Genomic DNA, 24469 nt, shown 5'->3' with positions numbered 1-24469 from the left:
GCTTGCGAATGAAAGGCTCGCCACAGAGAAGGAGGCAAGGATGTTCAAACAAATAGGGGTGATCGGCAGCGGCGCGATGGGACGCGGCATCGCCCAGCTGTTCGCCACGGCCGGCGTGCAGGTGCTGCTGCACGACAGCCGGCGCGAGGCCATCGACCAGGCGCTGGCCTACAACCGCGAAACGCTGGAGCGGGCGGCCGCCAAGGGGCGGCTTAGCCGGGCGGAGCTCGACGCGACTCTGGCGCGGATGCAGCCGGCCGCGAGCCTCGCGGCGCTGGCCGACTGCGATCTCTTGATCGAGGCCATCGTCGAGGACCTCGAGGCCAAGCAGGCGCTGTTCCGCGATCTGGAGGATCTGGTCGCCGCCGACGCGGTGCTGGCCACCAACACCTCGTCGCTGTCGGTGACCCGGATCGCCGGCGCCTGCCGGCATCCCGAGCGGGTCGCCGGTTTTCACTTCTTCAACCCGGTGCCGCTGATGAAGATCGTCGAGGTGATCCGCGGCGAGCGCACCGATCCGCCGGTGATCGAGCGCCTGGCGGCGCTGGCCGAGCGGGCGGGGCATTTCCCGGCACGCACGCCGGACAGCCCCGGTTTTCTGGTCAACCATGCCGGGCGCGCCTATGGCACCGAGGCGCTGCGGATTCTGGCCGAAGGCGTGGCCACACCGGCGCAGATCGACCGCATCATGCGCGACAGCCTGGGTTTTCGCATGGGGCCGTTCGAGCTGATCGACCTGGTCGGCCTGGACGTGACCCAGGCGGTGATGGACTCGGTGTACCGGCAGTTCTACCAGGACCCGCGCTACACCCCGTCCTGGCTGGTCGCGCCGCGGCTGGCCGCCGGCCTGCTCGGACGCAAGAGCGGGCAGGGCTTCTATCGCTACCTCGACGGCCAGGCGCAGGTCGAGGCCGAGCCGGCGCCCTTGCCAGTGGCCATCGCACGGCCGTTCTGGCTGGATAGCCGTGATGCCGGGGTTCGCCGGCAGGTGGCGGCGCTGCTGGCGGTGGCCGGCGCCGAACTGGAGGAGGGCGAGCAGCCCTCGGCACGGGCCATCTGCCTGGTGACGCCGTTGGGCGAGGACGCCAGCAGCCTGATCGCCCGCCAAGGCTTGCCGGTAGCGCGCAGCCTGGCCCTGGAAACCCTGGCCGGCTTCGACCGACGCCGGGTGCTGATGCGCCAGCCGGGGCTGGATGCCGGGCTGCTGGCCCAGGCCCGCCAGGCGCTGGGTGCCGACGGCGTGCCGGTGGAGGTGATCGACGACTCGCCGGGCTTCGTCGCCCAGCGCGTGCTGGCCTGCATCGTCAACCTCGGCTGCGAGATCGCCCAGCGGCGTATCGCCAGTCCGGCGGTGCTCGACCGCGCCGTGCAGCTGGCCCTGGGCTATCCGCACGGTCCGCTGGGCTTCGGCGAGCGCTTCGGCGCGGCGCGGATCGCGCAGATCCTGCACGCCCTGCACGAGCAGTATCAGGAGCCGCGCTACCGGGTCAGCCCCTGGCTGCGCCGCCGCGTGCAGCTCGGCCTGCCACTGACCACCCCGGAACGACAGGAGCAATCGGCATGACAGCCTATATCTACGACGGCCTGCGCTCGCCCTTCGGCCGCTATGCCGGCGCCCTGGCCACAGTGCGCCCGGACGACCTGCTGGCCAGCGTGGTGCGCGCGCTGGTGGCACGCAATCCGTTCCCCGGCGAGGCCTACGAGGACATCGTCGCCGGCTGCAGCAACCAGGCCGGCGAGGACGCGCGCAACCTGGCACGGCATGTCGGCCTGCTCAGCGGCCTGCCGATCGGAGTCGGCGGAGTGACCGTCAACCGCCTGTGCGGCTCGGGGCTGGCGGCAGTGCTGGACGCCGCGCGCGCCGTACGGGTCGGGGAGGGCGAGCTGTTCGTCGCCGGCGGCGCGGAGAGCATGAGCCGCGCGCCCTTCGTGCTGGCCAAGAGCGAAAGCCCCTTCGCCCGCGAGTTCCGCGCCTTCGACAGCACCATCGGTGCGCGCTTTCCCAACCCGCGGGTAGAGGCCGGGTTCGGCGCCGACTCGATGCCGGAAACCGCCGACAACGTGGCCCGTGCCCTGGGCATCGACCGCGCGGCGGCCGACCGCTACGCCGAGCGCAGCCAGCGGCTGTACGCCGCGGCCGCCGAGGCCGGCTTCTACGCGGACGAGATCCTGCCCATCGAGGTCGCCCAGGGACGCCGCCAGCCGCCGAACGTCGTGGCGAGCGACGAGCACCCGCGCCCGGACACCCGCCTGGAGTCGCTGTCGCGGCTGCCGGCATTGTTCGCCGGGGGTGTGGTCAGCGCCGGCAACGCCTCCGGGGTGAACGACGGCGCTGCGGCCCTGCTGCTCGGTTCGCGGGCGGTCGGCGTGCGCTACGGCCGCAAGCCACGGGCGCGCATTCTCGCCGGCGCCATCGCCGGGGTGGAGCCGCGGCTGATGGGCCTCGGCCCGGTGCCGGCGATCCGCAAGGTGCTGCAGCGCACCGGACTGGGCCTGGCCGACATGGACACGATCGAGATCAACGAGGCCTTCGCCGCCCAGGTGCTGGGCTGCGCCCGCGAACTGGCCTGGCCGACGACGACCCGCGCCTCAACCCCAATGGCGGCGCCATCGCCATCGGCCATCCGCTGGGCGCCTCCGGCGCGCGTCTGGTGCTGACCGCGCTGCGCCAGCTCGAACGCAGCGGCGGGCGCCATGCGCTGGTCAGCCTGTGCATCGGCCTGGGGCAGGGGATCGCCTGCGTCGTCGAGCGGCTCGACTGAACCCATACTCACAACAAGACCGATATCGAGGAATACCGACATGGCCAACCACGCAAGCTTCAACTGGGCAGATCCGCTGCTGCTCGACCAGCAACTGAGCGACGAGGAGCGCATGGTGCAGGATAGCGCCCGCAAGTTCGCCGCCGAACGACTGGCTCCGCGGGTGCTGGAAGCCTTCCGCCGGGAGCACACCGACCCGGCGATCTTCCGCGAGATGGGCGAAACCGGCCTGCTCGGCGCGACCATTCCCGCCGAATACGGCGGCAGCGGCCTGAACTACGTGTGCTACGGGCTGATCGCCCGCGAGGTCGAGCGCATCGACTCCGGCTACCGCTCGATGCTCAGCGTGCAATCCTCGCTGGTGATGCTGCCGATCTTCGAGTTCGGCAGCGAGGCGCAGAGGCAGAAGTACCTGCCGAAGCTGGCCAGCGGCGAGTGGATCGGCTGCTTCGGCCTGACCGAACCCGATCACGGCTCCGACCCGGGCTCGATGGCCTGCCGGGCGAAGAAGATCGACGGCGGCTACCGGCTGACCGGCAGCAAGATGTGGATCACCAACAGCCCGATTGCCGACGTCTTCGTGGTCTGGGCCAAGGACGAGGCCGGCGAGATCCGCGGCTTCGTGCTGGAGAAGGGCTGGGCCGGGCTGTCCGCCCCGGCGATTCACGGCAAGGTCGGGCTGCGCGCCTCGATCACCGGCGAGATCGTCATGGACGAGGTGTTCGTCCCCGAGGAAAACGCCTTCCCCGAGGTGCGCGGCCTCAAGGGGCCTTTCACCTGCCTGAACTCGGCGCGCTACGGCATCGCCTGGGGCGCCCTGGGCGCCGCCGAGGCCTGCTGGCACACCGCGCGGCAGTACGTGCTCGACCGCAAGCAGTTCGGCCGCCCGCTAGCCGCCAACCAGCTGATCCAGAAGAAGCTGGCCGACATGCAGACCGAGATTGCCCTGGGCCTGCAGGGCTGCCTGCGTCTGGGACGGATGAAAGACGAGGGCACTGCGGCGCTGGAGATCACCTCGCTCATGAAGCGCAACAGCTGCGGCAAGGCGCTGGACATCGCCCGCCTGGCCCGCGACATGCTGGGCGGCAACGGCATCAGCGACGAGTTCGGCATCGCCCGCCACCTGGTCAACCTGGAGGTGGTGAACACCTACGAGGGCACCCACGACATCCACGCCCTGATCCTCGGACGGGCGCAGACCGGCATTCAGGCGTTCTTCTGAACGGATTGGATGCGAAGGCCCGGTTTCGCGCCGGGCTTTCGCATTTCATAAGGCTCTTGCAGGCAGGCGGACTCCGGTTATGCCTATAATCGGAATAAGTACCTAGACGCCCAGCCACCCGACAAACTCCCTGCCCGATGACCGAACTCGTTCCCCAGCCGCTGTTCGACACCCATGCACGCTTCCTGGCGCTGTCTCCCAGCAGCCTGGTGTTCGAAAACCGCTTCGTCGTGCGCTTTCTCAACAAGCTCGAGCCGGAGATCCCGGCCAAGGCGGACTACCTGCATACCCGGGATTTCCTGCGCGACTATGCCGGCTGGGAAACCACCTACAAGGCCTACCGCATCCAGGTGGAGCGGCTGCTGCTGTGGGGCTGGCTGAAGAAGGGGAGTTCGGTGCTGAAGCTGACCCGCGAGGACGCCGAGGCCTTCCTCGAGTTCTGCCGCGAGCCGGACATGGAGTGGGTCGGCCAAGCGGTACGCCGGCGTTTCATCGCCGGCGAGGAGCCGGGCGAGCTGGTGCCCAATCCGCAGTGGCGTCCCTACGAGAGCCTCGGCAGCAAGGCGGCGCGCAAGCTCGCCGACGAGACCGGCATGCCGCGCCAGGCGCCAGAGCATTACAAGGTCACGGCGAGTTCGCTGAAGCAGGCCTTCACCATTTGCTGTTCCTTCTACGACTTCCTGGTCGGGCAGAACACGCTGCTCGACAACCCGTTCCGCGCCATCGAGGAGCCGGGCCGCTTCTTCGAGAAGCGCGCGCCCTCGATCGAGGGCAAGGTGCTCAATCCGCTGCAATGGGCGTTCGTCATCGAGACGGCGGAGTGGATGGCCCACCAGGACGCGGAGCGGCACGAGCGCACGCTGTTCGTGGTCGCCGTGCTGTTCTCCCTGTACCTGCGCATCTCCGAGCTGGCCGGGCGTCCCGACTGGCATCCGACCATGCAGGCCTTCCAGCAGGACGAAGGCGGCGCCTGGTGGTACGTGACCGTCGGCAAGGGCGGCAAGGAGCGGCGGATCTCGGTCGGCAGCGAGCTGCTCGGTTACCTCAAGCGCTACCGCATGTCGCGCAACCTGACGCCGCTGCCGCAGCCCGGCGAGAACGTGCCGCTGCTGTTGAAGCTGGACGGCCGCGGCGGACTGACCGACCGGCAGATCCGCAACATCGTGCAGAAGTGCTTCGACACCGCGGTCAAACGGATGCAGGCCGAGGGTCGCGGCGAGCGGGAAATCGCCAGCCTACGCGCCGCCAGCACCTACTGGCTGCGCCACACCAGCGCCAGCTACGACGCGCCGCTCCGGCCGCTCAGGAGCCTGCAGGTCGACTTGGGACATGCCAAGGCGAGCACCACCCATGACATCTACTACCACAGCGTCGCACCGGAGCGGACGCCCACCGGACGCCCGCGGCGGCTGAAGCGCCGCTGATCAGAAAGGCGCCGGCTCGAAGCCGTCGGCCCGCGCCATCCGCCACATGCGTGCGTAGAACTCGCTGCCGATACTGTCGCCGAGCAATTCGCCCGGCTTGAGGAAGGCATGCAACTGGGCGTACTGGCGGATATCGGTTTCCGACATGCGCCGCAGCAGGTGGCGGGGCTCCAGTTGCGCGGGGCGCTCGAGGCCGGCAGCGGCGACGATCTCGGCCAGGGCCTTGAGGGTGTTGCGATGGAAGTTGCGCACCCGTTCGGCCTTGTCCGGTACCACCAGGGCACGCTGGCGCAGCGGATCCTGGGTCGCCACGCCGGTCGGGCAGCGGTTGGTGTGGCAGTTCTGCGACTGGATGCAGCCGAGGGCGAACATGAAGCCGCGCGCCGAGTTGGCCCAGTCGGCGCCGATGGCCAGCACGCTGGCGATGTCGAAGGCACTGATGATCTTGCCGCTGGCCCCCAGGCGGATGCCGTCGCGCAGACCGGCGCCGACCAGGGTGTTGTGGACGAACAGCAGGCCTTCGCGCAGGGGCACGCCCATGTGGTCGGAGAACTCCAGGGGGGCGGCGCCGGTACCGCCTTCCTTGCCGTCGACGACGATGAAGTCGGGGAGAATGCCGGTTTCCAGCATGGCCTTGACGATGCCCATGAACTCCCAGGGATGGCCGAGGCAGAGCTTGAAGCCGACCGGCTTGCCGCCGGACAGCTCGCGCAGCCGGGCGACGAAACCGAGCAGCTCGCGCGGCGTGGAGAAGGCGCTGTGGCGGGCCGGCGAGACACAGTCGCGGTCCATGCGCACGTCGCGGGTGGCGGCGATTTCCGGGGTGATCTTGTTCTTCGGCAGAATGCCGCCGTGACCGGGCTTGGCGCCCTGGCTCAGCTTGATCTCGATCATCTTCACCTGGTCGCTCTGCGCCTGGCTGGCGAAGCGCTCGGGGTCGAAACAGCCGTCGTCGCTGCGGCAGCCGAAGTAGCCGCTGCCGATTTCCCAGATCAGGTCGCCGCCGTGCTCGCGGTGATAGGGGCTGATGCTGCCTTCGCCGGTGTCGTGGGCGAAGCCGCCGAGCCTGGCGCCCAGGTTGAGCGAGCGGACGGCATTGGCGCTGAGCGAGCCGAAGCTCATCGCCGAGACGTTGAAGATCGAGGCCGAATAGGGCTTGCCGCACTGCGGCCCGCCGATCGTGACGCGAAAGTCTTCGGGCTTGCCCAGCTCGGCCGGGCGCATCGAGTGGGTGATGAACTCGAAGCCGCTCTGGTAGACGTCGTGCAGCGTGCCGAACGCCTTGTCGGCACTCTGGTTCTTGGCCCGCGCGTAGACCAGCATGCGCTGGCTCCGCGAGAACGGCAGGCATTCCTCGTCGGTTTCCAGCAGGTACTGGCGAATCTCCGGGCGGATGTACTCGATCAGATAGCGGATGTTGCCGAGCACCGGGTAGTTGCGCCGCACCGCGTGCTGCGTTTGCCGCAGATCGTTGACGCCCACGAGGCTGAGCAGCCCGGCGATCAGGGTTAGTGGCCAGAGGCCGGGCGAGCCGGGGAGGAGGGGCAGGGTGACCAGGGTAAGCAGTACGCAGGCGGCGAAGCAGGCATAACGGCTGAACAGGGTGAAACTCATTCGAGGATTCCTAGAGCGGATCGGAGTATTTCGGGGGCGTGACGGGGTCTTCCAGAACGTCTCGGGCGAACAGGCTTTCGAGATCGTCGAAGTAGGCATGGGTGGCCTTGAGGCTGGCGGCCTCGTCGCTGATCACCTTGTGCAGCTCCTGCAGCATGTGCTCGTCGTGACGGCGGAAGCGTTCGATGCGCGCGGTGGCCTGCTGTTCGCTGAGGCCCAGTCCGAGCAGCACCTGGCGGCCCATCTCCAGGCTGGAGAAGAAGGTCTCGCGCACCGGGCCGGCATTCAGATCCAGGAGGGTATGCAACTGCGTCCAGTCCAGGGCGCGGGTGATCACTTTCATGTGCGGATAGCGCTGGCGGACCAGGCGAGCCGTCTGGATGTTCGCCTGGCCGTCGTCGCTGGCGATGACGAAGAACTGCGCATGCTCGGCCTTGGCGGCGTGCAGGATCTCCAGGCGTAGGGGATTGCCGTAGTAGATCGGCAGGTTGCTGATCTTGCGGTTGAACTCCACCGCTTCGACCGCCGTGTCGAAGCCCACGAAAGACACGCGCTGAGCATGGAGGAGGCGGGCGACGACCTGGCCGACCCGGCCCATGCCCATGATGATGACCCGCGGCTCGTGGTCGATATAGGGCTCCTCCTGGGGCTGCGCGGCCGGCTGGCGGGCCGGTCCGGACCGCCACGAGAGCAGCATGACCACCAGCGGCGTCAGGGCCATCGACAGGGTGATGGTGAGGACCAGCAGGTCGTAGAGCTCCTTGTCGAACAGACCGTGGCTGCGGGCGATCGAGAAGATCACGAAGGCGAATTCGCCGCCGCCGGCGAGCACCACGCCCAGGCGCAGGGCGGAGTCGGGCTGCAGGTTTCCGGCGAACCGGCCGACGAAGGCGACCAATGGCAACTTGAGCAGGATCAGCAGCAGCGCCAGGCCGAGCACCGTCCAGAACGACCCGACCAGCAGGTCGAGATTCATGTTCATGCCGACGCCGAGGAAGAACAGCCCGAGCAGCATGCCCTTGAAGGGCTCGATCTTCGCTTCCAGAGCATGACGATACTCGGATTCGGCCAGCAGCACGCCGGCCAGGAAGGCGCCGAGGGCCATGGAAACGCCGATCCACTCCATCAGCAGGGCACTGCCCATCACCACCAGCAGCGCGGTGGCGGTGAGGATGTCCTGCAGGTCGCCCTTGGCCACGATGCGAAACACCGGGCGCAGCAGGTAGCGTCCGCCGACGACCAGCCCACCCACGCAGGCGACCACTGTGAGCAGCTCGACCAGTGGATCTTCGCCGCTGTCCGGCTGGCTGACGCCGCTGAGCAGGGGGACCAGCGCCATCAGCGGAATCGCTGCGATGTCCTGGAACAGCAGCACCGAGAACGCCAGGCGTCCATGCGGCATGTGCAGTTCGCGGCGCTCGGCGAGCAACTGCAGGACGAAGGCGGTGGAGGACAGCGCCAACCCGAGACCGAGGACAAGGGCGCTGGTCCAGGACTGCCGGAAGAGCGCCATGGCCACACCGCCGATGGCCGCACCGCAGAGCAGCACCTGCGCCAGCCCGGCACCGAACACCGCGCGACGCATCAGCCAGAGGCGCTTCGGCGACAACTCCAGGCCGATGATGAACATCAGCATCACTACGCCCAGCTCGGAGATCCGCATGATGCTGCCGGGCTGGTCGATCAGGCCGAGCACGCCGGGACCGATCAGCACGCCGCCGATCAGGTAGCCGAGCACGGCCCCCAGCTGCATGCGCTTGGCCAGTGGTACGAGCACGACCATGGCGAGCAGACACACCACACTGGCCTGCAAGAGGCGCGACTCATGTTCCACTGTGAAATACCTCGATGAGCGAGCCTTGGGAGACGAACTGAACCGGTGCGGCGAGCGCCCAGCCAATCCGAGCGAGTCTTTAATTGTGCATCTGCCGTGGCCTTTTGGCAGCTGATGCCAATCAGTGACTGTGTCGGCGAAGCGCATCAGCTTCGGAGGCAAGCCCGTATATCATCGTGTTCCGTGTTTTCGGAAAGCCAAACCTAAAGTTTGCATAATGTATATTATGTTAAATTACATGTAGGCCATAAACAGAACAGCTTCGCCCTTAGCGGTCATGGCAAGGCTCCGGCAAACGGACTACGGACTAAAGCCGCTCGACAGCCTCCCTGAGCTGGGCGATCAAGGCTTGAACCGCGTGCAGCTGCGGCTCCTCCTCCTCGAGCACCAGCTCGAAGGCCCGCTTCTTCAGGGCATTGATATCGAACTTGCCGCGAATGTTCACCGGAACCGTGCTGAGCAGGATATCGAAAAGCCGGTCCACGGCATGCAGACGCCCCCACAGGTAGTCGTTCTCGCGAATCGAGCGGCCGAGAAAGCCGCCGAAACTGGCGAACGAACGGCCGAGCAGCACGCTCTTCTGGCCTTCCAGGCGCAGACTGGTCGCATCCTCGGGGCTGATGCGGTCCACCAGGATTTCCTCTATGGGTCCCGCATCGGTATCCAGCGACAACGCACTCACGGTCGGGCGCAGGATGATGTCCCAGAAGAAATAGCCCAGATAGCCGGTAAGGATGGCGTTGCGGCTCGCCTCTTCAAGGTTCAGCACCAGGGGCGACGCCAGTGCAGCGTCGGCATTGTCCGCCGTTCTGGCAAGGTCGCACTCCTGCGCCAGGCGGTCGACCAGGCGGGAGATTTCCTCGAAAGTGCCCGGCTCGCTCATGCGCGCCGCGCCTTCGCCCTCCTCCTCCAGAAAGATCTCCCGACAGTTGGTGACGGCCTGACGACTGAGGAAATCGATATTGTCGTAGATGGACAACTCATCGATGCACTTGTGGATCTTGATCTTCAACAGATCGAGGGACTCCGAATGAGCGATGCTGTCCGGATCGCCGGAAACCTCCGGATAGAGATCGTTGATTTCGTGCAGGACGAAATTCAACCGCCGTCTTTTGTAGATCACGCCGAAATCCAGAATCATCTTTCCGTATGGCGGCAGTTCGACATTCTGGTAGAGATTGTCGGGCATGACGTAGGAGTCGGCGATGATCCCCTGCTGCCTGGCCCAGCTCTCGATGCGCTCCTGTACCCGGCAGGCCTCCGGCGAGTGGGCGGTGTACTGGCAGGCGCTGGCAATGATCTGCACGACGAAGTCTAGGGCCTCGAGCACCAGCGAACGCATCCACACGTCGTAGACGACCGTGGTGCCGGCCAGCAAGCTGATCGACGAGAGCCGCCAATGGCGAAGATCGTTGGCCGTGAAGCGTCCCCGCAGTCCCCCGGCCGTCGCCTGCTCGATCAGTCTGGCGACCAGGGGCCGGGCATTGGAGATCGCCATCTTCAGGCGCCTGGCCTGCACGTTGTAGCGGCTGATGAGCGACAATTCGTTGTACACCGGGTCATGCCGCGGAAGGTCCGAGAGCGCGCCCCGCAGGGTGGCGAAAAAACCCGGGATACCGGCGCCGGAAGCCGCCGTGCCGATGCCTGGATGGGGATCGATGAACACCAGGCGGCGGTCCACTTCGCGAAAGGCACAATGCGTACGGATGGCTTCGACGCAAGCCGTGATCGGCTTGTTGTCGAGCACGCTGCCGTCGAGCAGGATCGCCTCCTCGGGATTTTCGCCGCGCTCGCGGTAATGGCGGAAATTCCGCTCCAGAAAATGCGCGCGGGCCGGCCAGGGGATGTGACGTTCCGCGAGGATATCGTCGATTTCGCGAATCCGCGCGGGCGGAAAAGCCCCCGGATAGGAGGCCGTCGCCCGTCCGGCAAAGGCTAGGGAGGGAAAGTTGTCGATGTCGAAATCGCTGAGAAGATGTCCTGTTCTGCGATGTTCCAGACCGAAGCGCAGCAGATGGCGATGCTCTCGTTCGTAGGCCACCGGCGGATCGTGGATGAAGATCGGCCGGTCGATGCCGCGAAAATCCGTGACGGTGACCAGCAGGTCGAGCCTGGCCCCCTGGGGCAGCAGCGACTCCCACGGCGAGCTGGAGGTTTTCATCGCCGTCAGGGCATCGAGGATAAGCACGGTCAGGCGCCGACCGTCCAGGGGCGGCTTGAACCAGCGGGAGCGCAGGAAGACCGAAATCCGCTTTTCCATTTCGGCATCGGCCTTCCCCGGCAACAGGCCCTCGCGGTCGAGCCGGGTGAGCAAGGGGCGCACCAGGGGGCCGAAATACCACTTGCTCCACAGGCGCGCCTTGGCCTCGGGAGCCAGCAGGCTCAGCATGTCGGCCTCCTCAAGCCACATGCTGGTGACCGGCCTCAGGCTGCGGTCGTGGGCCAGGGCCGAGGCCAGGGTCACGCCGTTGATGCCGCCCGCCGAAGAGCCGGCGATGACGTCGACGATCACCCGCAGGCTGATGTCCTTTCCCACGGCTTCCAGAAATTCGCGATAGATGTCGCCGGTAGAGCTCTCCGGCTCGTCCGGGTAAACCTCATGAAGGCGGCGGAACGTCTTTTCCCGGCTCTCGCCGGATCTGTCGCCGTGGTAGAGCTTCGAGGCCCGGACCAAATTGAGAAGTTCCCGCGTGATGCCGTGCTGGTAAATCGCAAGCGACACGCCGCCAAACAGGACGACCGCCAATCGAAGCTCTTTCTCTTTCATCGTCAGTCTGTACCGGGCCCGCCAGAGCCGATCGCCCTGCGGACGCCCCCTGTGGCCCGACTTCTGGATATGGAGCGTTGACAAAGCTAGTTCAGGGAGTGGGAAAGTGAAAGCGTTTCGACAGCTACGCAGGGCCCCACGGGAGCCTTGCCCACCCTCCTCCCCAAGACCTCTTCACCAGGGAAATACAGGCGGGAACGGTTGACTTCATCGACGAGCCCTCCAGAATCGCCCCATGAACATCATGACTCCCAAACCCCGTCGCGGTCGCCCGCCCAAGGTCGCCAGGGACTTCCCGGACACCCGCGAAGCGCTGATCCGGTGCGGGATGGAAATCCTCACCGAACAAGGCTTCATGTCCACTGGCATCGAGGCCGTGCTCAAGCGCATCGGCGTGCCCAAGGGCTCCTTCTATCACTACTTCGACAGCAAGGAAGCCTTCGGCCAGGCGGTGCTGGAAAACTATGGCGCCTACTTCGCCCGCAAGCTGGACCGCTGGCTGCTGCAGGACGAGGTGCCGCCGCTTCAGCGCCTGCGCGATTTCGTCGAGGACGCCAAGGCCGGCATGGCGAAATACGAGTTCCGACGCGGTTGTCTGGTTGGCAACCTCGGTCAGGAAGTGGCCATCCTGCCGGAGAGCTTCCGCGCGCAGCTGGAGGCTACTCTGTGCGACTGGCAGCGTCGCTTGGCGGACTGTCTGCGACTCGCCCAGGAGCATGGTCAGTTGGCTGCCGATGCTACCTGCGAGGAGCTGGCGGCGTTCTTCTGGATCGGCTGGGAAGGCGCCGTGCTACGCGCCCGGCTGGTCCGCAACGGCGCGCCGCTGGATATCTTTCTCGAAGGCTTTCTCGCCGGGCTACCGCGTTAGCGGCCAGGCTCCCCGTCTGCCGAAGGTCGCGCCCTCCCCCCTGGCCGGCAGCGGCCAGGGCCGGTACGGGCGTTCGCAGGTTCAACGGATCGACCAGACCAGCCGCTATGGCCATGCCGACCAGATCGGCATGCCGTTCGGCCTGCATGCGCTTCATCACCCGCATACGGTAGAGATCGACGGTCTTCACGCTGATCGCCAGTTGCTCGGCGATTTCCCGATTGGTATAGCCCTGCACCAGCGGCAGCAGCACGTCGCGCTCGCGCGGGGTCAGCGCCTCCAACCGCGTCTGTACCGCCTCCTGACCGCGGCTTCCGGAGCGGCGCTCGCCGAAACTGCCGAGGGCCTGCTGCACGCTGTCGAGCAGCAGTTGCTCATTGTAGGGCTTCTCGATGAAGTCGCAGGCCCCGGCCTTGAAGGCCCGCACCACGATGGGCACGTCGGCGTGCCCGCTGACGAAGATCACCGGCAGGTCGATGCCCCGTGTGCGCATCGCCTCCTGCACATTCAGCCCCCCCATACCGGGCATCCGCACGTCCAACAGCACGCAGGCGTTGAGGCTAGGGTCGCAGGCGTCGAGAAACTCGCGACCGCTGATGAACGGCAAGGCCTTGAGCCCTACCGATTCGAGCAGCCAGACGGTCGAGTCCAGCATGCCCTGGTCGTCGTCCACGACATACACCACCTGCTCCATCGAAATTCTCCTGGGTTGTGGTTCTTGGGCCGGCCTTTCCGGGAAATTGCCAGCCACGCCCTGCCCCGGAAAGCCGGCCACAAGCATGGAGAAGAGTCCGCTCGCGGGCAATTGCTGTAATCGAGCTTTTTCCTGATTACGGGTTTGTTTGTTGTAAATGGTTTTTGGGGAAAGTTTTGCCCCTCTTTTGATTTCCGATTTTGGAAAAATCGACTGAGAAGATAAATAAGTGAAGTTTCCTTGTATTTCCGATTACAAGGAAACTTTGAATGCCTTTTTACTTCCGATTTATGGAGTATGGAGTGAGACAAGAATGCGCCGAAGCAAATCTTGGCAACGTCCCAAGGGAATCGGCCGTCGTCAGCTGTTACGCAGAATGAGAAATCGGCTCTGCGAAAGAGCACCACTCGACATGGTACAAATCTGCCATGAAGGCAGTGAGAGCAGGTTCGGCTTGCCTATGCCGGGATCGCTGCCTGCAAGTGCAGCCTGGGTCTTTGTGTCAACTCAACTTGCTCGGCTTGGGCCCGGCCTATATAGCGATCGGCTACGAAAGGCTCCGTGCACCTCACTGGATGGGCAGCAGACAGCGCATCGACAGCCCTCCCGCCTCTATGCGCTGTGCATCGAGAGAGCCACCGAACCCCTCGACGATGCCGCGGCTCATCGACAGACCCAACCCAAGGCCTTCCGGCTTGCTGGTATAGAACGGCGTGAATACCCGCTCCAGCTCGGCATCGTTCAGCCCCGGCCCGCAGTCACGTACTTCGATCGCCATCTGACTATTGTTGCCGGCATGGGCGGTCAGCACGATGCTGGTCGGCTGTCCGGGATGTGCCTCACGATTGGCGTCGATGGCATTGCGCAGCAGATTGAGCAGCACCTGCTCGAGCAGCACCCGATCGGCGTAGACCGGCGGCAGGTCGTCCGGCAACTGCGCTTCGATGGTCACCTGGCTGGCGTTCGCCTCCCAACCGCACAGGCGCACCGCGCCACGTGCCACCTCAGCCACATCGAGCGCCTGCATACGGCGTTGCCCTTTGCGCAGGAAGGCGCGCAGCCGCTTGATCACTTCCGAGGCATGCTGAGCATGTTCGGTGATGCGTTCCAACCCCTGAGCTACGCGCAGCGCCGCTTGGGGGTTGTGCTCCAGGGACTGCAAGTAGCGCTGGCTGGCGCTGGCGTAGTTGACTACCGCCGCCAGCGGCTGGTTGATCTCATGGGCGAGCCCCGAAGCGAGTTCGCCGAGGCTGACCAGCCGCGCGGTATGCGCCAGCTCGTCCTGGTGGCGGTGCTGCTGCGCCTCGCGCAGTTCTCGCTCGGTCATGTCGCGTGCCACCAGCGAGTAATAGCGTTCGCCACCGACCGCCGAGTGCGCCAGCAACACCAGCGAAACCGGCACCAAGGCCCCCCTCCCCTGGGCTGCAGGCGTGCGTCGGTGCTCCAGGCGCCCTGTCGCTCAGCAGTGCTCCAGCCTTCCGCCTGCAGGCGGGCCAGATCCTCGCGGGCAAAAAGTCCGGCGAGCGGCGGCATCGGCTGGTGCTCGCCGATCCCTAGGGTGCGTCGGGCAGCCGGGTTGAGGTAGGTGATCTGTCCGGCCGGATCGATGAACAGCACCAGGTCGGTGTTGGCCTCCACCACATCGGCCAACCGCCGGTTGTTCTCCTCGGCCAAGACCCGGGCAGTGATGTCCCGCGACACACTGATCACCTCCACCACCGCCCCGGTATAAGTGTCGCGGATCGCCCGGCTGGCCGTCTCGAACCACAGGTAGTGCCCGGCGCGATGGCGTACCCGATAGCTCATGGTGTGATAGCCATGCTGCTCCAGCGCCTCCCGGGCACAGTACAGTTGCTTTCGCTCGCGGACATGCACGAGCGCGCGTACTGGCTTGCCACGCAGGTCCTCCGGCCAGTAGCCGAGCAGCGTCCAGGAAGCCGGCGAGGCGTCCAGGAAGCGGCCGCTGGGATCGTGGCGGGAGATCAGGTCCGTGGTGTTCTCGGTGATCAGCCGATACAACCGCCGTGCCCGGGCCGCCTCGCGCTCGCCGAGAATCTGCGTGGTGGCTTCCCGACAGCGCGCCAGCACCCTCCTCTCCTGCGGATCGGGAATGAAGCTCCAGAGCAGGACTCGCTCGCCGAATTGCGCCTCGACCTCCTCAATGGCTCGTTGCTGTTCCAGACAAGCGCGCACCAGTTGCACGTGATTTGCCGGCAGGCAACCGGCCAGTGCCTTCGGGCCGGACTCGCCGAGCAACGCCAGCAGGGCTGCATTCAGCTCGAGGGGGCGCGCCCTGACATCCAGCAGCAGACTCGGTTGCGGGTCGAGCGCCAGCAGCGGCGAGGTACTGGTAGGAATAGGGTGCGTGGGCATGGCCTTATTCCGGTTGGTGAGCGAAGTTTTCAATGCGCCAATATAGTAGAATAACCATATTCATTCGGTAGTATTTACATATCAAATAGAGGTTGCTATATAGGTCTGCGAAGGATGTACCAGGCCTACCTAAAGGGTAAGGCTGGAAGGCAATAAGAATAATCAGCCGGAAGGATAGAAACATGTCGATCTTCGAACAGGGCCTGTCGCGCTCTGCCGTCAACCATATCCCTCTTTCTCCGCTGAGCTTCATCGAGCGGAGCGCCTCTGTCTATCCACACCGCCCCGCCGTGATCCATGGTTCGCTCCGCCGTAACTGGGCCGAAACCTATTCGCGCTGCCGGCGCCTGGCCTCCGCTCTCGCCGGTCGCGGCATCGGCAAGGGCGACACCGTGGCGGTGATGCTGCCCAACACTCCGCAAATGCTGGAAGCGCACTTCGGCGTGCCGATGATCGGTGCCGTGCTCAACACCCTCAACGTGCGTCTGGACGCCGAGGCGATTGCCTTCATGCTGCAGCATGGCGAGGCCAAGGTGCTGATCGCCGACCGCGAGTATCATGAGGTAATCCATGCCGCCATCGGCATGCTCGCCCACCCGCCCTTGGTGATCGACGTCGACGATCCGGAATACGGCGAGGGCCAGCCGGTCAGCGATCTGGAATACGAGGCGCTGCTCGCCGAGGGCGATCCCGAATTCGCCTGGCAGTGGCCGGACGACGAGTGGCAGGCGATCAGCCTCAACTACACCTCCGGCACCACCGGCAATCCAAAGGGCGTGGTCTACCATCACCGCGGCGCCTACCTGAATTCGCTGGGCAACCAGATGGTCTGGGCGATGGGCAACCATCCCGTGTACCTGTGGACCCTGCCGATGTTCCACTGCAACGGCTGGTGCTACCCCTGGACCGTCACCGCCCTGGCCGGCGTACACGTGTTCCTGCGCCGCGTCGACCCGCAGAAGATCCTCACCCTGATCCACGAGCACCGCGTCACCCACCTGTGCGGCGCGCCCATCGTGCTCAACGCGCTGGTCAACATGCCCGACTCGGCCAAGGCCGCCATCGACCACCCGGTCAACGCCATGGTCGCCGGTGCCGCGCCGCCGGCCAAGGTGATCGGCGCAGTGGAGGAAATGGGCATCAAGGTCACCCATGTCTACGGCCTCACCGAGGTTTACGGCCCGGTCACCGTGTGCGCCTGGCACGAGGAATGGGACGAGTTGCCGCTGGACGACCGGGCACGAATCAAGGCGCGCCAGGGCGTGCGCTACCCCACCCTGGAAGGCGTGATGGTGGCCGATCCGCAGACCCTGAAGCCGGTGCCGCGCGATGGCGGGACCGTCGGCGAAATCTTCATGCGCGGCAACACCGTGATGAAGGGCTACCTGAAGAACCCCACGGCCACCGCCGAGGCCTTCGAAGGCGGCTGGTTCCACACCGGCGATCTGGGCGTTTGGCATCCGGACGGCTATGTGGAGATCAAGGACCGCCTGAAGGACATCGTGATTTCCGGCGGCGAAAACATTTCCACCATCGAGGTCGAGGGTGTGCTCTACCGCCATCACGGCGTCCTCGAGGCGGCCGTGGTGGCCCGACCCGACGAGAAATGGGGCGAAACGCCCTGCGCCTTCGTCACCCTCAAGGCCGGTCACGAACAAACCAGCGAGGCGGAAATCATCTCCTTCTGCCGCGAGCACCTGGCCGGCTTCAAGATCCCCAAACGCGTGGTCTTCAGCGAACTGCCAAAGACCTCTACCGGCAAGATCCAGAAATACGTCCTGCGAGAGAGAGCCAAGACGCTCTAGCGTCCTCCGGCGACGCCAAAAAACAGATCGAGCAGATTCTGGCGTCCAGCCCCGGCTGGGCGCCACGGAACGCGACGCGCCCGAAAAGGCGCAACGCGAATGGTACGGCGACAACAACAACAATCCGGAGCCCAACATGGACCGACCTGTTTCACAACATGCCCAGAGCTACGACCAAATCCGCAACAACCCGAAGTTCCGTCAACTGGTGCAGAGCCGCTCACGCCTGGCCTGGTCGCTGAGCGCACTGGTGCTCGGCGCCTACAGCCTGTTCATGCTGACAGTGGCTTTCGCTCCTCAATGGCTGCACCGACCGCTCGGCGAAGCCAGCCTGCTGACCGTCGGCATTCCGGTCGGCGCAGCGGTCATCGTTTTCTCCTGGCTGCTCACCGGTTGGTACGTACGCAGCGCCAACACCCGTTTCGACGCCCTCAGTGCCCAGATCCTCGAGGAGAGCCAGCCATGAGTCTGCTTCGCGCCCTCGGCCTTGCCGGCCTCAGCCTGTTCTCCGCCGGCGCCTTCGCCGCCCCGGTGATCGTGGCGGAAAAACAGCCGCTTAACCTGCACGCTATCGGCATGTTCTTCGTCTTCGTCCTCGGCACCCTGGTGATCACCTGGTGGGCCGCCCGCCAGACCCGCTCCACGTCAGACTTCTACACCGCTGGCGGCGGCATCAGCGGCTTCCAGAACGGCCTGGCGATCGCCGGTGACTACATGTCCGCTGCCACCCTGCTCGGCCTGTCCAGCCTGGTGTTCGCCAAGGGCTACGATGGCTTCATCTACACCGTGGCATTCTTCGTCGGCTGGCCGCTGATCACCTTCCTGATGGCCGAGCGGCTGCGCAACCTCGGCCGTTTCACCTTCGCCGATATCGTTTCCTACCGTCTCGACCAGACCCGCATCCGCACCTTCGCCGCCTTCGGCTCGCTGACCGTGGTGTGCTGCTACCTGGTGGTACAGATGGTCGGCGCCGGCCAGCTGATCAAGCTGCTGTTCGGCCTCGACTATCCCGTAGCCGTGATGGTGGTCGGCCTGCTGATGCTGGTCTACGTGATCTTTGGCGGCATGATCGCCACCACCTGGGTGCAGATCATCAAGGCAGTGCTGCTGCTCGCCGGCGGCACCGTCCTGGCGTTGCTGGCCATGGCCGAGTTCGGCTTCAGCTACGAGACCCTGGCCGCCCGCGCCATCGACACCCATGCCATCGGCAAGGCGATCATGGGCCCCGGTTCGATGCTCGCCGACCCGCTCAATGCCGCCTCCATGTCGCTGGGACTGGCCTTCGGCATCGCCGGCTTGCCGCACATCCTGATGCGCTTCTTCACCGTGCCGAACGCCAAGGAGGCCCGCAAGTCGGTGTTCTACGCCACCGGTTTCATCGGCTTCTTCTTCCTGGTGGTGGTCACCCTCGGCTTCTCGGCCATCGTCATCGTCGGTACCGACCCCCAGTACTTCGTCGGCGGCGACCTCAAGGGAGCGCTGATCGGCGGCGGCAACATGGTCGCCATGCACCTGGCCAAGGCAGTAGGCGGCAACCTGTTCCTCGGCTTCCTCTCCGCCACGGCCTTCGCCACCATTCTCGCAGTGGTCGCCGGCCTGGCCCTGGCCGGCGCCTCGGCGATCTCCCACGACCTGTACGCCACCGTATTGAAGAAAGGCAGCGCCAGCGAGCAGGACGAGATGCGCGTGACTCGTATCGCCACCATCTGTCTGGGCCTGGTGGCCATCGGTCTCGGCATTGTGTTCGAGAAGCAGAACGTCGCCTTCCTGGTCGGTCTGACCTTCGGTGTCGCTGCCTCCACCAACTTCCCGGTGCTGATCATGGCCATGTACTGGAAGGACCTGACCACCCGCGGTGCCTTGTGGGGCGGCTGTGCCGGCCTGGCCAGCGCCCTCCTACTGGTGATCCTGTCGCCGGCGGTGTGGGTGACGGTGCTGGGCAATGCCAAGGCAATCTTCCCCTACGATCATCCGGCGCTGTTCTCCATGCCGCTGGCCTTCCTGGTCATCGTCGTGGTCTCCAAGCTCGACCGCAGCGCTCGCGCCGAAAAAGAGCGGGCGGCCTTCGACGACCAGTTCGTCCGGGCTCAGACCGGCCTGGGGGCTGCCGCGGCCAGCGCACACTGAGGTCTTGAGCAGACCGTGCCCTGCCGGGGACAGGGTGCGGTCTCCAGCCTCTGGCGACCAGCGCTGCCAGCACCTACTGTGTGCAACATGGGGCCTGGGCTTACGGGCCGAAGCCATCAGGAAATCAGCCGATCCCGCCAACACGGAACATGAGCATGAACGATCATCTGAAGAACGCCCGCGATCTACGCATCGCGATCATCGGTGCCGGCACCATGGGCAACGGCATCGCCCAGGTCTGCGCACTGGCCGGCCTTTCGGTCACCCTCGTGGATATCTCCGACCGCGCGCTGGAGCGCGGTCTCGCCACCCTGTCCACCAACCTCGAACGCCAGGTGAAAAAGGGCACCATCGTTGAAGCGGACCGACAGGCCGCCCTGGCACGTATCCATCCGGTCACCAGCTACGCCGCCCTGGCCGGATCCGATCTGGTCATCGAGGCGGCTACCGAGAATCTCGACCTGAAGCGGCAGATCCTCGGCTCGATCGAGGAGGTGATCGAGCCCGGCACCCTTATCGCCAGCAACACCTCCTCGCTGTCGATCAGCGAACTGGGCAGCGCCCTGAGCAACCCCGAACGCTTCATCGGCCTGCACTTCTTCAATCCGGTGCCAGTCATGACCCTGGTCGAGGTCATACGCGGTCTGCAGACTTCCGAAGTAACCCATGCCCGGGCGCTGGAGTTCGCCGAGCATGTCGGCAAGACCGCCATCTCGGTGCGCAACAGTCCGGGTTTCGTGGTCAACCGGATCCTCTGCCCCATGATCAACGAGGCGATCTTCGTCCTTCAAGAAGGGCTGGCCAGCGCCCAGGACATCGACACCGGCATGCAGCTCGGCTGCAACCATCCTATCGGCCCCTTGGCTCTGGCCGACCTGATCGGCCTGGATACGCTGCTGGCGATCCTCGAAACCTTCTATCGCGATTTCGGCGACCCCAAGTACCGTCCGGCCACCCTGCTCAAGGAAATGGTCGCCGCCGGCTACCTGGGCCGCAAGAGCGGCCGCGGCTTTCACGTCCACGCCTGATCCGCAGTTCCGACACCGGCCGTCCGCTTCGTACCGGACGAGCGCTCCATGACAAGCAACGAGGTCCGTCATGCCCGAGTACCACGCCCCCCTGCGCGACATGCGCTTTGTACTGCACGAAGTGTTTGCTGCCGACAAAATCTGGGCACGCCTGCCGGCGCTGGCCGAGACGGTGGATGCCGAGACTGCCGACGCCATCCTCGAAGAGGCCGCCAAGGTCACCGGCGAACTGCTCGCCCCACTCAACCGCAGCGGCGACGAGGAAGGTGCGCAGTGGGACAACGGCCGGGTCACCACCCCGGCCGGCTTCCGCGAGGCTTACGCCACCTATATCGAGGGCGGCTGGGTCGGCCTGGCCGGCAACCCCGCCTACGGCGGCCTGGGCATGCCGAAGATGCTCGCCGTCCAATTCGAGGAAATGCTCTATTCCGCCAATGCCAGTTTTACCCTGTATTCGGCGCTGACCTCCGGCTGCTGCCTGGCACTGGACGCCCACGCCAGCGAGGAACTCAAGCAGCGCTATCTGCCGCGTCTGTACAGCGGCGAATGGGCGGGCACCATGTGTCTGACCGAAGCCCATGCCGGTTCCGACCTCGGCCTGCTACGCACCCGCGCCGAACCACAGGCCGACGGCAGCTACGCCATCAGCGGCAGCAAGATCTTCATCACCGGCGGCGAACAAGACCTGACGGCGAACATCGTTCATCTGGTGCTGGCCCGCCTGCCCGAGGCGCCGGCCGGCTCGAAGGGCATCTCGCTGTTCCTGGCACCCAAATTCCTGGTCGAGTCCGACGGCTCCCTTGGCGCGCGCAACAGCCTGTCCTGCGGCTCGCTGGAGCACAAGATGGGCATCAAGGCCTCGGCCACCTGTGTGATGAACTTCGACGGCGCCACCGGCTATCTGGTCGGCGAACCGAACAAGGGCCTGGCGACCATGTTCACCATGATGAACTACGAGCGCCTGTCCATCGGCATCCAGGGCATCGGCTGTGCCGAGGCCTCCTACCAGAACGCGCTGGCCTATGCCCGCGAACGCCTGCAAGGACGCGCTCCGGGGGGCACCCAGGCGCCGCAGAAAAGCGCCGATCCCCTCATCGTCCATCCCGACGTGCGGCGCATGCTGCTGACCATGAAGGCCCTGACCGAGGGTGGACGAGCCTTCTCCACCTATGTCGCCCAGCAACTGGATCTTGCCAAGCACGCCGAAGACGACGAGCGCCGTCGAGCCGAAGCGCTGGTGGCACTGCTCACCCCCGTCGCCAAGGCCTTCTTCACCGATACGGGCCTGGAAAGCTGCGTTCACGGACAGCAGGTGTTCGGCGGACACGGCTACATCCGCGAGTGGGGTCAGGAACAGTTGGTACGCGATGTACGCATCGCGCAGATCTACGAAGGCACCAACGGTATCCAGGCCCTCGATCTGCTGGGACGCAAGGTCGTGGCCAACGAAGGTGAAGCATTGCGCTTGTTCGCCCGAGAAATCCGCGCCTTCGCCGATGCGCCAGCCGCCTCCCGGCCGTTCGCCGACCAGCTGCTGGCCGCCGTGGAGCGTCTGGAAGGCGTCAGCGCCTGGCTGCTCGAACAGTCGCGAAAAGATCCAGCACTGGTCAATGCCTCGGCAGTGGACTATCTGAATCTGTTCGGCTACGTCGCCTACGCCTATATGTGGGCACGTATGGCAGCCGTGGCTCAGGCCAGTCGCGACAGCGACGAAGCCTTCTACGGCGCCAAGCTATCCACTGCGCAGTTCTACTTCAGCAAACTGCTGCCGCGCATTCAATCCCTGGATACTGTCATCCGCGCCGGCAGCGCGCCGCTTCTAGAACTGACCGGTGATCACTTCTGAAGTCCCTGGCAGCTGGCGAGGCCCTATGTAGAGCCGGCTGCCTCTCAGCACCAATATCGCCTCCTTACTGAAGCATGCTCATCGCCGCATCCATCGAAGCACTCAGGTCCTCATCGGCCTGCACGTCCAGACTGGGGTCGAGGCCAAGCTTGGCAAACGCCGAGATCCCCTTCCAGTCGAGCTGTGTAAACGGATGTCCAGTGCCGACGTAGCTCAACAGTTCCGCTATCTGGACGATGTCCACATAATCTACCTGTGGTGACTCCCGGACGAAATTCAGGTATTCACCGGGAACGATGGCAATGGGAGTGGGAAATTCCCAGCGGCGCAGGATTCTGTCGCCGAGTACTGGATGGGCCTGCTCAATGATCTGCTCAAAGACCTCAGGATCGGCCAGCAATTCTTCATGGGTTTCCGCATAGGTCAGGATAGGCAAGATGCCGATCCGGCTCACCAGGCCGGCCAGGGTCGCCTGTTCAGGCACCAGCCGGGTGTAGTGGCGGCACAGCATGTAACAGATACCAGCAACTTCGCTGCTCTTGCGCCAAGCTTCACGCATCTTGCGGTCCACCACAGGAGAGTTCGCCTGGAACATCTGCTCCATGGCTAAGCCGGTAGCCAGCGTGCAGGTATAGTTAATGCCTAGGCGACCGATGGCTGTCTGCAAATCGATGATTTCCCGATTGGCACGCATCAGAGGGCTGTTCGCCACCTTGATGAGCCGCGCACTCAGTGCAGCGTCATGCCCAATCACTCTCGCGAGGGCGCCGATGCTGATCTCCGGATCACGTGCAGCCTCACGTACTTCCAAGGCAGCCTCGGGCAATGTAGGCAATATCAGCTCATCATTGTCGATGGCCTCAATCAATTCTCGCTGAACTTTTTCGGCAAGCTCGCTCATCTCGTTTCTTCCTGCTCCTACTCATCAATCAAGTTCGATCAAAGCGGCCGGTTTTATCGACCATCGATAAAATGTTTGATCGGCAAGGAGATTTTGCCATCGACCAAGACATGGAACTCATTGAGCAATCACGAAATTCGCACGTTGCCAAGCCTGACACCATTGATACCTGTCAATGCCGACTGAAAAGTGTCTCCCTGTGAGTCTGAAATGCCGATTTAAAAGATACAGCCGTGTGATCGGCAACTGGTTAGCCTTGCCGCTTCTGTAGCCGCGACACGGTCGAGGATGCGCTTATGGGGCCCAGCGCCCTGCGCTCGGCTTCCCTGAGACCCTGTTCAAAATCTTTTAAGTAGTAGGCTCAGGAAGGCCAAGTGGATGAACTGCAGGCTGGTGTTAAGCAGCCGCTCGCAGTTCTTCCACAGCCGCCGGTTCTTTTCCAGCCAAGCGAAGCTGCGCTCCACTACCCAGCGCTTGGCTATCTGTATCGTGACGTACCCGCCCAGGATTTCGCTTACGCCCTGCGCGAAAAGCCTCCCCACATAGCCGCTGTCGGCCAGCAGGCTTTTTGTACTCGTCCGAGTCCAGGCTTGCAGCGGCACAGGGCCTGCAGTGCACCCTTGCGATCCGTCACCTCTGCCGTGGTCAGTGCTTGCGGCAGGCCCTGCGTGTCGACTGCAATATGGCTCTTGATGCCCGCGGCCTTCTTCCCAGCGTCATAGCCTTTCAGCCTCGCCGTGTCCGTGTTCTTCACGCTCTGCGATCCACGATCAAGAGCGTGCTGCAGGCGTTGCGCCCCCGTCTCTCGCGGGTCACGCCAACCCGATTTTTTGAGCGCCTGCGCCAGCAGGCTGCTGTCGTCGCGCGGCTCACTCCAAATGGCGAAGTACGAGTAAGTCGCTTGGCAAGGCACGCCACTGGCAGCCTGTACGCAGCAGGTACAGCACCGCGCAGAACACGTCGTACAGGTCCACTTTCCGTGGGGCGGTCTTCTTGCGTGCCCTTTCCAGCAGAGGACGAATCTGCTCGAACTGATCACGGCTGATGTCACTGGGATAACGGTGTCTCATACCCGCAGTATCCGGTATCCCGCCGAGCCGTTGACCAGGCTCTGACGCCGCTACAGCTGCCTTGTGTTCCGATAAAAAACGCTACTGCCCCTCTGGATCGCTACTCCCATTGGTTTTATCTAGAACAGTGAAGG

Annotated in this window: 13 protein-coding genes and 4 pseudogenes; 10 read left to right on the top strand and 7 right to left on the bottom strand. The window is 64.8% G+C overall.

What is annotated here, in order from left to right:
* The first annotated feature begins 40 nt into the window (after window positions 1–40).
* From Atro_RS02625 to Atro_RS02610, 4 genes and pseudogenes are all read left to right on the top strand, one after another.
* Window positions 41–1564: a 3-hydroxyacyl-CoA dehydrogenase gene (locus Atro_RS02625; RefSeq protein WP_497926308.1), complete on the top strand. Its 1524-nt coding sequence runs from the start codon at window positions 41–43 to the stop codon at window positions 1562–1564.
* Window positions 1561–2762: pseudogene (locus Atro_RS02620) on the top strand (3-oxoadipyl-CoA thiolase). The gene Atro_RS02625 and the pseudogene Atro_RS02620 overlap by 4 nt, the downstream one beginning before the upstream one ends.
* Window positions 2763–2802: 40 nt before the next feature.
* A complete protein-coding gene (locus Atro_RS02615) occupies window positions 2803–3984 on the top strand; it encodes an acyl-CoA dehydrogenase (protein ID WP_497926307.1) in 1182 nt (393 codons plus the stop codon).
* 137 nt (window positions 3985–4121) lie between these two features.
* Entirely contained in the window at window positions 4122–5408 is a 1287-nt protein-coding gene (locus tag Atro_RS02610; RefSeq protein ID WP_497926306.1) for a tyrosine-type recombinase/integrase, read from the top strand.
* Here Atro_RS02610 and Atro_RS02605 read toward each other — a convergent pair whose 3' ends face one another.
* From Atro_RS02605 to Atro_RS02595, 3 genes are all read right to left on the bottom strand, one after another.
* Window positions 5409–7022, bottom strand: a complete 1614-nt coding sequence (locus Atro_RS02605; RefSeq protein WP_497926305.1) for an FMN-binding glutamate synthase family protein — start codon at window positions 7020–7022, stop codon at window positions 5409–5411.
* A gap of 10 nt (window positions 7023–7032) precedes the next feature.
* Window positions 7033–8856, bottom strand: coding sequence for a monovalent cation:proton antiporter-2 (CPA2) family protein (locus Atro_RS02600; RefSeq protein WP_497926304.1), 1824 nt, complete (start codon window positions 8854–8856; stop codon window positions 7033–7035).
* Between the two features lie 307 nt (window positions 8857–9163).
* Window positions 9164–11623 carry a patatin-like protein gene (locus tag Atro_RS02595; protein WP_497926303.1) on the bottom strand — a complete coding sequence of 820 codons (2460 nt, stop codon included), beginning with the start codon at window positions 11621–11623 and terminating at the stop codon, window positions 9164–9166.
* A 235-nt stretch (window positions 11624–11858) separates the two neighbouring features.
* Between Atro_RS02595 and acuR the strand changes: the two genes are divergently transcribed.
* Complete coding sequence (gene acuR / locus Atro_RS02590; protein ID WP_497926302.1) at window positions 11859–12491, top strand: acrylate utilization transcriptional regulator AcuR; 633 nt, start codon at window positions 11859–11861, stop codon at window positions 12489–12491.
* A 73-nt stretch (window positions 12492–12564) separates the two neighbouring features.
* On the opposite strand, the pseudogene Atro_RS02585 reads toward acuR, so the two are convergent.
* Together Atro_RS02585 and Atro_RS02580 are read right to left on the bottom strand one after the other, a co-directional pair.
* Window positions 12565–13185: pseudogene (locus Atro_RS02585) on the bottom strand (response regulator transcription factor); the annotation flags it as partial.
* Window positions 13186–13753: 568 nt separating this feature from the next.
* Window positions 13754–15558, bottom strand: a pseudogene (locus Atro_RS02580) (PAS domain-containing sensor histidine kinase).
* 182 nt (window positions 15559–15740) lie between these two features.
* Between Atro_RS02580 and Atro_RS02575 the strand changes: the two are divergent.
* From Atro_RS02575 to Atro_RS02555, 5 genes are all read left to right on the top strand, one after another.
* Window positions 15741–17363 (top strand): acyl-CoA synthetase, encoded by a 1623-nt coding sequence (locus Atro_RS02575; RefSeq protein WP_497926301.1) that lies wholly within the window; start codon window positions 15741–15743, stop codon window positions 17361–17363.
* Between the two features lie 136 nt (window positions 17364–17499).
* Entirely contained in the window at window positions 17500–17829 is a 330-nt protein-coding gene (locus Atro_RS02570; RefSeq protein ID WP_497926300.1) for a DUF485 domain-containing protein, read from the top strand.
* On the top strand, window positions 17826–19490 hold the full coding sequence (locus tag Atro_RS02565) for a cation acetate symporter (RefSeq protein ID WP_497926299.1): 1665 nt from the start codon (window positions 17826–17828) through the stop codon (window positions 19488–19490). Before Atro_RS02570 ends, Atro_RS02565 begins: the two co-directional genes overlap by 4 nt.
* Window positions 19491–19645: 155 nt before the next feature.
* Window positions 19646–20518: a 3-hydroxybutyryl-CoA dehydrogenase gene (locus Atro_RS02560; protein WP_497926298.1), complete on the top strand. Its 873-nt coding sequence runs from the start codon at window positions 19646–19648 to the stop codon at window positions 20516–20518.
* A gap of 70 nt (window positions 20519–20588) precedes the next feature.
* Window positions 20589–22364, top strand: a complete 1776-nt coding sequence (locus Atro_RS02555) for an acyl-CoA dehydrogenase C-terminal domain-containing protein (protein ID WP_497926297.1) — start codon at window positions 20589–20591, stop codon at window positions 22362–22364.
* Between the two features lie 64 nt (window positions 22365–22428).
* On the opposite strand, the gene Atro_RS02550 is transcribed toward Atro_RS02555, so the two are convergent.
* Together Atro_RS02550 and Atro_RS02545 are read right to left on the bottom strand one after the other, a co-directional pair.
* Entirely contained in the window at window positions 22429–23265 is an 837-nt protein-coding gene (locus Atro_RS02550) for an HDOD domain-containing protein (protein ID WP_497926296.1), read from the bottom strand.
* Between the two features lie 338 nt (window positions 23266–23603).
* A pseudogene (locus Atro_RS02545) lies at window positions 23604–24335 on the bottom strand (IS5 family transposase).
* Window positions 24336–24469: the final 134 nt, after the last annotated feature.

Source organism: Azotobacter tropicalis (genome assembly GCF_059739045.1).
Note: the sequence above shows the minus strand (reverse complement) of the source record. Positions and strands in the feature narration are given on the sequence as shown.